The organism is Sphingomonas hankookensis, assembly GCF_001619955.1.
In the GTDB taxonomy this organism is placed as follows: Bacteria; Pseudomonadota; Alphaproteobacteria; order Sphingomonadales; family Sphingomonadaceae; genus Sphingomonas; species Sphingomonas hankookensis_A.
In genome coordinates this window covers 1-11737 of the sequence record NZ_LQQO01000037.1, presented here as the reverse complement: position 1 = coordinate 11737, position 11737 = coordinate 1, and the positions used below count along the sequence as shown (strand labels likewise).

At 66.2% G+C, this 11737-nt stretch carries 11 protein-coding genes; 5 read left to right on the top strand and 6 right to left on the bottom strand.

Annotated features, from left to right (window positions below; translation table 11 throughout):
* The 5 genes from AVT10_RS14365 to AVT10_RS14345 all read right to left on the bottom strand — a co-directional run.
* On the bottom strand, window positions 1–210 hold a 210-nt coding region (locus AVT10_RS14365; RefSeq protein WP_157092780.1), incomplete at its 3' end, for a hypothetical protein.
* 284 nt (window positions 211–494) lie between these two features.
* Window positions 495–1625, bottom strand: coding sequence for a hypothetical protein (locus AVT10_RS14360; protein WP_157092779.1), 1131 nt, complete (start codon window positions 1623–1625; stop codon window positions 495–497).
* Between the two features lie 173 nt (window positions 1626–1798).
* Window positions 1799–3808 carry a hypothetical protein gene (locus tag AVT10_RS14355; protein WP_198158598.1) on the bottom strand — a complete coding sequence of 670 codons (2010 nt, stop codon included), beginning with the start codon at window positions 3806–3808 and terminating at the stop codon, window positions 1799–1801.
* Window positions 3760–4587: a hypothetical protein gene (locus AVT10_RS14350; protein ID WP_066692930.1), complete on the bottom strand. Its 828-nt coding sequence runs from the start codon at window positions 4585–4587 to the stop codon at window positions 3760–3762. The genes AVT10_RS14355 and AVT10_RS14350 overlap by 49 nt, the downstream gene beginning before the upstream one ends.
* Window positions 4584–5216 (bottom strand): hypothetical protein, encoded by a 633-nt coding sequence (locus AVT10_RS14345; RefSeq protein WP_066692926.1) that lies wholly within the window; start codon window positions 5214–5216, stop codon window positions 4584–4586. Before AVT10_RS14345 ends, AVT10_RS14350 begins: the two co-directional genes overlap by 4 nt.
* Before the next feature lie 133 nt (window positions 5217–5349).
* On the opposite strand from AVT10_RS14345, the gene AVT10_RS14340 reads away from it, so the two are divergent.
* On the top strand, window positions 5350–7425 hold the full coding sequence (locus AVT10_RS14340; RefSeq protein WP_066692922.1) for a hypothetical protein: 2076 nt from the start codon (window positions 5350–5352) through the stop codon (window positions 7423–7425).
* Between the two features lie 14 nt (window positions 7426–7439).
* Here AVT10_RS14340 and AVT10_RS14335 read toward each other — a convergent pair whose 3' ends face one another.
* The gene (locus tag AVT10_RS14335; protein WP_066692919.1) at window positions 7440–7730 is read right to left on the bottom strand and encodes a hypothetical protein; all 291 of its coding nucleotides are present in this window, start codon (window positions 7728–7730) and stop codon (window positions 7440–7442) included.
* Window positions 7731–7909: 179 nt separating this feature from the next.
* Between AVT10_RS14335 and AVT10_RS14330 the strand changes: the two genes are divergently transcribed.
* The 4 genes from AVT10_RS14330 (at window position 7910) to AVT10_RS14315 (ending at window position 11683) form a co-directional block, all read left to right on the top strand.
* Entirely contained in the window at window positions 7910–8794 is an 885-nt protein-coding gene (locus AVT10_RS14330) for a 3'-5' exonuclease (protein ID WP_066692906.1), read from the top strand.
* Between the two features lie 124 nt (window positions 8795–8918).
* Window positions 8919–9464, top strand: coding sequence for a hypothetical protein (locus tag AVT10_RS14325; protein WP_066692903.1), 546 nt, complete (start codon window positions 8919–8921; stop codon window positions 9462–9464).
* Between the two features lie 80 nt (window positions 9465–9544).
* On the top strand, window positions 9545–10429 hold the full coding sequence (locus AVT10_RS14320) for a hypothetical protein (protein WP_066692900.1): 885 nt from the start codon (window positions 9545–9547) through the stop codon (window positions 10427–10429).
* Between the two features lie 156 nt (window positions 10430–10585).
* Window positions 10586–11683, top strand: a complete 1098-nt coding sequence (locus tag AVT10_RS14315) for a DNA adenine methylase (protein WP_066692897.1) — start codon at window positions 10586–10588, stop codon at window positions 11681–11683.
* Window positions 11684–11737: the final 54 nt, after the last annotated feature.

The following is an 11737-nucleotide window of genomic DNA, read 5'->3' as shown; positions in this document are numbered from 1 at the left end:
TAGGGGGTCCTTTTTGGACGCCGATTGACAGTCCGGCATGTCCGCGTAGCCTTCGTCGATGGTCGCATCTTCGGCGACCAGCTCACCCGGCCCCGCGTCCTGGGGCAGGGTTTCGTCGGCTTCGACCGGCGCCGTCGGCTGGGCGCCGGCGGCGGCATTCAACTCGCTCAGATCGTCGAGGGGCAGTTCGTTCTTGTTACTCGCGGCCATGATCGGTCTCCCGCGAGCCGCTGACGCACCATGCGACGCGCACTCGCGGGAAACCCAATCAGCCGATTCGCGGCCGAAACCTTTCCGAAGCTACGGGCACAGAAGTTCCTGCTTTCCCAAAAACGATGGTGTTTCGGGAAACGGTAACCGTTCTCGGATGGCAGGAACTGAGGACTTACCCACCGGTCTAGCCAGGTTCCGCGAATGGCAGCGTCCAGCCAGAAGCGTCCGGCGGGCCTCGCCCCGCCTTTGCCTTGCTAGGCTCCCGACGCCGCTCTCGCGCTTCAGTCGCGGCTCAGATCAAGCCCGTTGGCGAGCGGGCTGAGGGCGGTATGATAGACCCAAGCGCGCGAAAGCTGGCTCGAGAGCGGATCGCGAAAGACGACCAAGCGCCAGCGCCCCTGAGCCTTCTCGATCGCAACGGCGTCACCGGCCTGCATATGCAGTACCACCTCACCGGCCCGCTCGGGCTTGCGGCGCAGGGTGGCATCACGCACGATCTCGGCGCGCGGCAGGGCGTCGAGGAAATCTTCGTTCACCTTCGCATCCGCCTCGCTCAGCCGGTCGGCCTCCTGGTGCAGCGCCTCATACTTCTGGTTGAGTTCGGTGATCGCGCGCTGCTGCTCGGCTGAGGGGTTCGGGATCAACGCCACGATCGCCAGCGCGAAGCCCAGAAAGCCAAACAGCCACGCGGTCCACTGCATGAGCCCCATCGTGTTGAGCTCGGCGATCGTCTTGGGGCCAAGCGTCGCTACATAAACGGTCACCTTTTCGAACAGTTCACTGAAGAGCGCGGCGCCCTCATCCTCTGTCGCTGCTGCCGCGATCGCTTCGGTGATTCGCTGCGTTTCCAGCACCATCTCGGCAGCAAGCGTAGTGGCAGAAGCTACCACCCCTTCACTGGCGCGCAGCGTCATGACATCGACGAGGCGCATCCGCTCGGCGATGGCGCTAAACCCCGTCATCTTCGGGAACATGTCCTCGACCATCCGGCGATAGCTTTCGCCGGAGCGCGCGGCGGCCAGCGCGGTAGCCACGGTCGATCGGTTCGTATCGAACGCTCGCATCGTATCGACTACTGACGACGACAGACGCCGCTGCTGCTCCACAAGATCGGCGCTGCGCTGGGTGAGGCTGCGCGCTGTATCGGTGACCGACAGAGCCCACGCCGTGTTGGTCAGTTCCTTAAAGCGCTCGCGCTCCTTCCGATCTCGTTCGAGCGTGTCGAGGATGCCGCGGTAGGGCTTGTCGAAGTCCACCCCGCGAAACAGCTTGTCGTGAAGGGTCGCTGCCCGCATTGCCTCGGCCACCACGCCCCCGGCGAAGACATCCTTGAACATAGCAGCACGTTCACGATCCTCGCGAAGGAAGCGATCGGCAGCGGTTTCAGACAATCCAAACGGGTCGTTTTTCATTGGCATGATCCTGTCAGATCGGTGCCGGTCGCGCGACCAACATTTGCAGCACCACCGACAACCAAGATGAGAAATGTCGGCGCATTCCGTTCTCCCGGGGGGAACCGGCGCTCTACTCGCTGCGCTTCCGGATGCGGCCGCGAGCGCTCGGCGCTATTTTTTGGGCCGTTGCGTCAGATATTCCAGAACACCTCACGCGCCACCCGCCGCTGCGCGTCGGTCGGCGGGGCGAGCATGCGTTCGTTGAGATAGGGGTCGACCGTGATCGGGCTGACGGCGGCGAGCAGCGGCGCGACCTCGCGGAGGATGGCCTCGCGATTGGCGCGGGACTCAGCCGACGCGCGCTCCGCCGCCTGTTCGGCGACCTGCAGGCGATCGAAGAAGCGGCGGAACAGATCCTGGATGCGCTCGAGCGGGTGCTGGCGCGGCAGCGGGACGTTGCTCGCCATCGCGTCGGCCTCCGCATCGGCGCTGTCCGGAAAATGCTCGGCGAGATGCGCGTCCCGCTTTTCCGCCAGGCCCTGGTCGTACTGGATGTAGCGGCAGCAGTTGCGCAGGAACGCGAGTTCGGCGTCAGGGCGCAGCCAGGCCTCGAACCGGAACCCCTGCGTCCAGCCCTGCTGGCCGACGGGTGCTGCGCACAGCTTCGCGCGCATGCCCGCCTTCTCGTAGGGGCTGTGGCGGCGCTTGCGGTCGCAGTCGGCATAGGCCGGCTGCGGGAGCGCGCCGGTCAGGCCATGCTGCTTCGCGTAGAGGCGCTCGGCCTCGTCGCGCAGGTGCGGGTTGTCGATCAGCGTCGGGATGACGACCCGAGCCCAGCCCTTGTCCGATCCACCGAGCTTCGCCTCGCGCTGGAGGATCGTGCGCGCCGTGGGGAGACACAGGTTGCTGGTGACGAGCACTGCCAGCTCGACGCTCGCGGTGTCCTGCCGATCGAAGGTGCCGAGCCCGGCCCGGCCCGGCTGACGGTGGTCGCCCTCCAGCCGCTTCACGTTCTCGACCATGTGGACCAGCGCGACCAGAGCGAGCATTCCGGGCTCGACGCCAAGGAAGTAGCGGACCGGTATCCCGCCGGCGACCGCGCGCACCGCGCGATATCGGGTGCGGAAAATCGCGCTGCCGCCGAACGCGGCGGCGACGCGGTCGGGCCGATCGGCGGTGTCGGGGTCCATCGTCGGATGAAGCGCCCGGACGTGCGCCACGGCAGTGGCTACGAACGCCTCGGTCTCGATCAGCGCCACGCCGGTGAGCGACGAGCAGCCAAGCAGCGCCGCCCTGACGCTGTCGCGGGTCACGCCCTTCTCCGCCCTCAATGCTTCGATGATCTCGAACAGGCGCTCCCACTCGCTCATCAGGGCGGCGCCGTAGATCAGGCGGCGAAGTCGGCTGCGGACGCGGCTCCTGGGGTTGGACACCGGCAGGTCGCCGTTCCTCATCTTGCGGCCCAGCCGCCACGCCTCGTCCATGTCCCGCCGCCACAGCGCGACGAACAGCGCCGGATTCGTGGTCTGCAGTTCGACGAGGTTGTCGCGGTGGATCGCGGTGCTGAACATCAGCAGCGACGCCTGCGTCTCGTCAGTGACGTGGCGCGCATCGTGATCGACGAGGTGGATGCGCTGGACTTCCTCGTCTTCGGCGACGCCGAGCGCCGCCCGGTCGGCGGGGCGCACGTCGGCAGGATCGCGGCTGTAGATCAGGTGCGGCAGTGCGAACGGGCTGTAGAGCGGGCGCCAGCGCAGCACGATGTAATAGTCGGTCTGCGGCCGGCCGGCCGGGACCGGCACGCCGTGGATGGTGATGACCTTGCCGTCGCGGGCGTAGCCGTCGAGCGCCGAGAGGTGCGCAACGACACCCTCATCAGGTGCCGGTATGACACCGGGATCGGCGGCCAGCCTCGCGGACAGGTCGGCGACGACGGGGTCACCGGCGACGAGAATGTCGCGCACCCCGGGGAAGCGGATCGCGCTGTCCGCGCCGCGAGCCACGCCTGCGTCGGGATCGTCGTCTGACACTCCATCCCGTCGTTCCATCACGCGACGGGCGGGAGCCGATATACCGCCGCCGAACGCCTTCATAAGGTCGTGCGCCCTGGCGGTGTTGATCTCCTCACCATATAGGAGGCCGGGATATGCGGTCACGACGTCTTCCTCTTCGACCGCCAGTCGACGGCATAGGCTGTCCATGCGGCGTCCTCGCGGGCCGTGGCCTCGCGATCGTACCGCTCCAGATCCCCTTGTAGGATTTGGAGTCGCTCCCAAGAAGCGAGCCCGGCTTCGACGGCTGCGTAGAGGGCGTCCGCGCTGCCCGTGCCGATAAGCGTCGGGCGCTGGGCGACCATCTCCTTCGTCAAGGCCGCGATCTCGCGCTCGATCATCAGCGGGTCGCCAAGACGATGGGCATGGCCGTGGCGATCGACCCACGCGAACCAGCCGCCATCGACCTGACCGCCACGAGCGAAGCGCGGCTCCGCGTCGAGCCAAGCTCCGGCCTCGCCCCGGGTTGCCGTGTCCGCCGGCGCGGTGCGCGACGCGCACACCGCGATCGCGCGACGCTGGGTCGCGGTCATGGGCTCGGCGAGCATCCGCGCCTGCATATCGGGCGAGTCGCCTGCGATCGCCCGAAACCGGGCCTGCTCGCCGTGCAGCTCGACGACCAGCAGCACGTCGGCGATCGTCGCTGGCAGCCGTTCGATCTGTTCGGCGAGCGTAGCCGCCGCGGCCCGGATCGCCGCAAGCGCGTGGTCGTTCCAGCGCAAGATGTCGGCGCGCAGCTGCTCGAGCCGGGACTGGAGCCTGCGGATCGCGGTGCGTGCCGTATCGCGCAGCATGCGATCCCCGCCATCGAGAATGTCCATGTAGCGGTCCATCTCCTGCGCGATCGCCGCCGCCTCGGCTTCGATCCTCGCCGGGCTGCCGAGTTCATGGCGCCGTGCGTCACGGTCGGTCCACACGAACGCGGTCACGCGACGAACTCGCGATAGTTCATGTTGGCACCGTGCGCCTCGAGCCAGTCGGCGGCATCACCGCGCGACAGGTGTCCGGGCACGTCGATGCGGCGCAGTCGGCAGGTGACGCGGATCAGCCAGCGCTGGTCGCGTGTCATGCTCTCTTCGCGCCATGCGCCTTCGAGCCGGAACTCCTCGTCGCGTGCGAGCCACTCGGCACGATCGGCGTCATAGGCGGCGAGCCGGCGGAGCCAGGTCTCGTACAGCCCGCGCGCCGACAGGTCGCGACCGTGGCGGTCGATCATCATGACGATTGCCTGGCCGAACGACACCGACGGATCGGTGTCGATCAGTACGTCCATGTCGGACCAGACCTGATCGGCCCAGAACGCCAGCAGCCCCGCCAAAGCGTCGGCGTCGATCGCCGACAGGCCGTGGTGCACCAGCACGCCGCCGAGCGCGATCTTGTTGTGCAGATCGGTCGGCTCGGCGACCACGGTCTTGTAACGGGGTGCGATAAGCGCGCGGCGGCGTTCGGCGATGGCGGCTCGGTCTTCGTCTAGCCGGGCAACAGCCGCATCGGCCTGAGCCAGGATGCGGTCGATGCCCGGCTGGCCATCGGCGTTTTCGTAAATTCGCGAATCCATTCTGCTTCTCCTTCGAAGCAGAGGATCACGAGATTAGGACGGTGATCCTTTCCGAAGCTAGGTCCGGAAAGGATCATCGATTCAGGAGAGCTAAGGTTGGGGGGCTAAGATTGGCGCAAGAAATGTTTCACCGATGGCGAAACCCTCTACCTCCTCCCGGGCTTCTCGAAACGCCCCCCAACACAGGGCGCATCGCTACATCGATGCGCTGTTCACGGATGATTTCGGCCGCCAGTCGAAGCTGACTACCAGCAGCGCCAACGGCTTCGCCAGGAAGAAGCTTGACGCCGCGGCCCAGTCGCTCCAGCTGAAAGGCGAGCGACACGAAAAGCAGCTGCGCCGCATCGAGATTCGCGAATGGCGCGCTGCGGAGCGCAGCGTAGCTGCCGAATTGCGCGAGAGCGATCACCGCGCCCGTCTGCTGCGGCGCTCGCTCAGGACAAAGGTACGGCCGGAAAAGAAGATCCGGCACACGCCGCCGAGGGAACGGAAGCGCCACTGGCCCTATGCCGCCGTCGCGCTGCCGAAATACGATGGCCCGGTGATCGACCGCAGGGGGCAACGCGGCGTGTTCATGCGGATGCGCTATTACTCGCGCCGCACCGCTGAGGCAGGCGTGTCGCAACGGGTGGTGTTGTATTGCTTCAACGGTGCCGAGCTCGATCCAGACGGCAACCCCTATGTCGCGACCAACATCGGTATGACGGTCGACGAGGCTTTGTGCGGGTTTGACCATCTCGAGCAGGTCAACTGGGCGGCGCAGAAGAACGCCAAGCTGTTGATGCACGGCATACTGGCGGTCGATCATCGCCAGTCCCCGGACGAGATGATGACTTGCGGCGTCCGCTGGGCAGAGGAGACGCTTGGCCGGTTCGACCTGCCTTATCTGGTAACGCTCCACGCACCGCCGCCGGACGGCGACCAGCGCAACTGGCACCTGCACGTCCTGTGGTCGTTCCGGCCGATGGTCCGCACCGGCGACCACGAATGGTATGTCGGCGAGATGCTGCGCACCGATCTCGACAATCTCAAGGCCATGAAGCTGTTCCGTGAGATGTATGCGAGCGTCATGACCGAAATGTCGTTCAAGGTCGGTCAGAACCAGGTCTGGACCGCGAAGAGCAATGCCGACCGCGGCCTGCCGCACGAGCCGCAGGTCCATCTCGGCGGTGCGAGGACGAACCAGGCGCGCAGCGGCGAATATGTCGCCGAGAACGAGGAGAACCACGAGCGCGTCATGCGCTCGAAGGCGGCAGTGATCGACGACGCGCTGCGTCACGCCGACGAGGCGCTGGCAAGGGCACAGGACACCGCCCGCGCCATTGCCGCGCGGTTCGCCCGGTTGCCGGCGCTGCCCATGCGCGTGCCGGAGCGGATCGTCGCTGCCACGATGGTCCTTGACGCGCCAGCCTTTGGCGCGGTGCCGCGTGTGTCCACGGCGGTGATCGTCACGCCGGAACTCCCCCCGGCAACAGCCGAGCGAGCCCAGGTGATCGGGTCGTTCGAGCCGCCTCAGCGGGGCGCCTACCGGCTTTCGTCTGTTGGGATCGCCACAGGCGCAGCACCCCGGTCCATTCCGCGCGCGGCCCATATGGGAATCGCAAATTTGCGAATCCGTCCGTTACCAGGGCCGAAGCCTGTCATGCTGCCGGCGGCCATGCCCGTTGCTTCCGCGCAAGCACTTGCACCGACGATCCCGCACCTGCCGACGGCACCATCGCTCCGGCTGGCGAAGATGCCAGCGCAAGCCCTTCGGACGCCGATCGTGCCCCGGCCGATCGTTCTGCAATTGCCCGCACTCACGCTGGCATGGGCTCCGCCGATCCTTGCCGATTTCGGTAGGCTGGATCGCGCCATCCTGCGCGCCCGCGAAGCGCAGCGGCGGGATGACGAGCGGCGGAAGCGCGAAGCCGAGATGGTCGTGCGCGCCGCGCGGGAAGCGCGAGCTGTCGCCGATCAGGCGATCATCGACAGACGCTCACTCGAAGCCGCGACGGCGGCGGCGGAGCCGCGGGGCAGCAAATGGCAAGCGGCTCGCGCCCTGCGGCAGCGGGCGTTGGCGGGCTGGGATGAAACGAAACGGTCGAGCGACGCCGGCCTCGCACGCCCCGGCCGCATGCTCCCGCAACCGGGGGCTGATCGATCGACGGATCAATCAGCGCCGACCCGCAACTTCCCCCGTCCGCCGGGCCAGGGCATCGGCGACTGATCCGGTTACGCGGGCTAGCCGTCCTGCTGCTTTAGCGCATCCTTTCGCGCGTCGCACGCCGTCACGACGCGTCGTCCGTCATACATCACACCGTGGAAGGCGGTACAGAAGCATTCCAGCTCTGGCGGCTTCGGCTCCGTTCCCGCTTTCGGCGGCGGGCCTTCCAGCTTGTACCATTGCGCCATCGGACACGCGACGCAGACGGGCACACGCGGCAGGCTCTCCACGAGCCCGTAATTCTCGTCGAGCACGGGGCTCAGCTGGTCGTTCCATCCTTGCAGCAATCGGCGATCATCGTCGTTCATGCTCTCCCTTCTGCACCCCGCCGATTAAGATCGCGCTACGCCAGCGGTTCGGTGCGGGTGCTCGAAGACGCATGTGACAGGCGTGGAAAAGCCACGGCTGCGGCCTGTTTCGTGACCGGGAAGAGCGAGGGGAAAAGACCTCGCTGACGCTCGGTCGACTTCGAACAGGAGCATCGACCATGACCCACACCACCGACGCCGCCCCCGCCGGGGCGGCACTTGCCGTGCATCCGGACGATCCGGACATCCGCATCCTGCGCCGTGTCATTGCGCTGAAGGATTTCCCGCTGGCGCCGCCGACCGACGGGCCAGTCCGGTTCGTCACCGTCATCGATACTGAAACCACCGGCACCGACCCCATGCATGACGAGATCATCGACATCGCGCTTGTCACGCTGGAAGTGGACGCAGCGGGCGAGATCGTCGGCATCGTCAGCTCCGGGCAGGCGCTGCGCGACCCGCGCATGCCAATCCCGCCCTACATCACCAGGCTCACCGGCATCACCGACGCGGACGTGCGCGGACGGATCATCGACCTCGATCGGCTCGAACACCGCCTGAGCAAGGCCGATGTGCTAGTCGCGCACAACGCGATGTTCGACATCGCCTTCATCGAGAACCTGATGCCAGGTATAGCGGGCGCGGCCTGGGCCTGCTCGGCCAACGACTTCGACTGGCTGGAGGCCGGACTGGACGGGCGCAAGCTCGGCCACTTGCTGATGCAGATCGGCCGCTTCAACAATGCACACAGGGCGATGGCCGACGTCGTCAGCCTCATCCACCTGCTCGCACACCGGCTGCCGCATGGCGGCACCGTGATCGGCGCCCTGCTGGCCAACGCCGCGAAGCCAACCATTCGCTTCGAGGCGACGGGCGCGTCGTTCGACCGGCGCAGCGCGCTCAAGGCCCGCGGCTACCGCTGGGATCCGCGTCAGAAGGTCTGGTGGTGCGAGCTCGCCGAGGACGAATGTGCCGCTGAGGAACGCTGGTTCCGCCAGCACATCGCGCCGCACGGGCCGGTGCCGCGGATGCTGCCGATCACCTGGCATCAGCGGCACCGCTGAGACCACCGTCAGCAGACGGCGCGCTGCGACGCGCCGTCCCCTTTAAGACGAGATGAAGCGAGCATCCCAGGGTTGGGGAAAAATGCTCCGGCCATAACGACCGTCACACCAAAGGAACGACAGCATGCAGCAGAGCAACATCGGCCTTCACCACCAGAACTTCATGCTCGCAGTACGCCGCGAGATGGGCTGGCCGGGCTTCAAGCCCGCCAACGACGCAATCGCCTTCTGCTCGGGACGCAGGATGGACCTCGAGGTCGGCTCGGAGATGGCGCGCATCGCCCAGACGCTGCGCAAGGACGCGGTCTACACCAGCTGGGCGAACATGGCGGCGACCGCGCCGCTCGGCTTCACGATCGTCTATCGCGAGATGCTGACCGTCGACATCGTCGATCGCGTCGTCCCCTACGCCGCCAACGACGATGGACCGATCCTGTTCGTCAGCACCCGCGCGGACGAGCACTTCGCGGTCGATCGCCGCGGCTCGCTCGTGCGTGTTCCGGGCAAGCCGAAGGCCATCGGCACCGGCCGCAAGCTGGCGATGCAGCGGATCCGCGCCACCGCCGCGACGATGGGCGACGAGCTGCTCGCCAACAACCGGTTCGTGCCGTTCGGCAGCGACTGGAGCGAGCCGGAGACGCCGGTCGAGACGATCGTCCGCTTCGGCTGAAACCCTGCGGCCCCCGCGCGACGGGGGCCGCCCCTGTCCAGCACCGTCATGGCCGGGAATGATTCCGGAGGAGAAAAATAATGAAGATCGACAACCCCTTCGAACCCCGCCGCCCACGTGCCTATGTCGTGCTCGATATCGAGAGCGCCGTGACCGACGAAACCGGACACAAACGCTACCAAGCGATGGAACGCTACGTCCCCGGCAACGACGACCAGCCGAGCCGCCGCGGATACAAGCGCCACGAGGATCCGTTGACCACCCCGCGATGGCCGTTCCAGACCATCGTCACCGCCGCCGCCATGGTCCTGGTCGAGCACCCGGATGGGAACCTCGACGTGTCGCGGTTCGTGACGCTGAGCCAGCCGGACCATGACGAGCGCGCGGTGATCACCGGCGTGCTGCGGGTGCTGGCCGATGCGCCGGACGGTGCCGAACTCGTGTCCTGGGCTGGCATGCTTCACGATGTGCCGTTGCTGACGCTCGGCGCTATGCGGCATGGGCTCACCTTGCCCAAGGGCTGGGGCTGGCTCGGGTTCGGCGGCAACGACCCCGTCCGCCACCTCGACTTCGCGCGGACCACCACCGGCGGGTTCAAGATGAAGCCCGTCCACATGGCCGAAATCCTCGCCAGCCTCGACATCCCCGCCAAGATCAGCGTGCCGGCATTCGCGGTCGCGCGGCTGATCTATGCCGGCAAGTGGGACGCGGTGCAGGAAGCGTGCGAGGGGGACGTCATCAGCACCGCGCTGCTGCTCGCGCGTTGGCGGCAGTTGCACGATCCGCGGGCCAACTTCGCCGCGGTCGAGGATCGCATCCTGCGCCATGTGATCGAGCTGCGCCATGGGCGCGGCTATCTCGCGGCACTTGCAGCACGCCGAGCCAAGCGCTTCGCCGCAGATTTTGCGACTGCGGCGAACGATGCCGCGACTCTCGCGCCGTGGTTGGATAGCGAGGCGGCGTAATGAGCCTAGGGCGGCGGCACCGCCGCCCTAGGCTCCACTAGAAATCAGCGTGTCGCGGAGCGCTCAGGCATAGGCGACCACCCAAGGGATTAACAAGGAATCCCAGTGCTGTTAGGCAAGGTAGCGACGCGCAAATCTGGTAAGAGAGGGAGCCGCATGACGTTCCGGTACATTGGCTCAAAGGCCCGCCTAACGATGCCATTGGCGCGTGCAATCGAGGCCTTCGACGACGGTTCCGGGCGATTCGTAGACGCATTCAGCGGCACCGGCGCAGTGGCCGAGTTGGCGGCTTCGCTTGGCTGGCCAGTTTGGGCTAACGACGCCTTGGAAAGCGCCATCGTGATGACGGTAGCGAGGCTGGCGTCAGTGGGCGAAGTTCGCATGGCCTCGCTTGGCGGGTATTCTGACGCGGTCGAACGTCTGAACAGACTCGAGCCATCTGAAGGCCCCATGTGGCGCACTTACAGCCCGGCGTCAGCCCGTTTTGACTGTGATCGCATTGAGCGGCGCTACTTCACCGAGCGCAACGCGGCGGCAATAGATGCCGTCCGCGCCCAAATAGCAGAATGGGCGACAGATGGCCTCCTGACTGACCGCGAAGAGCAGTTGCTCATCGCGGACCTTATCTCGGCAGCCAACCGTGTCGCCAACATTGCAGGCACCTATGGCTGCTTTCTGCGAAAGTGGCAGAATTCTGCACATCAGCCCCTCCAGCTGAAGCCGCGGTCGTTGAAAAATGAGGCCACGGAGCTGGTGGCGACGGTGGCAGACGTCGCAGATCTGCGACCCTCGCCGAACGATCTGGTCTATTTGGATCCGCCCTACACGAAACGGCAGTACGCATCCTATTACCACATCCTCGAAACGATCGCCGTCGGTGATGAACCGAACGTCGAAGGCGTAAGCGGCCTACGCCCGTGGAAGCACAAGGCCTCGGCATACTGCTATAAGACAAGGGCACTCGATGCTTTGCTTTCGCTGGTTGAGCGCATCGCGTCACGCCGCGTACTGATTTCATACAGTTGCGAAGGGCACGTGGACTTGGAAGACCTTTGTGCGGGCCTTGAGCGCAGCGGCACCGTCGAGTGCACGCCAATTCAAGGCGTCGGTCGCTACCGGCCAAACCGCACCGCGAGTGCAAACGGGGACAGCGTTACGGAGTACGTCCTCAGCTTTACGCGCGCTGAAGGAGAACTGAAGGTCAATGAGCCGGCGCTCGGCGATCAATGCGAGTTTCAGGTGCTCGCAACATGAGCGCACCGCTTCCGCTGGAACGTGAGCAGCCCCCATCGGGTGGTCCGGGTTATT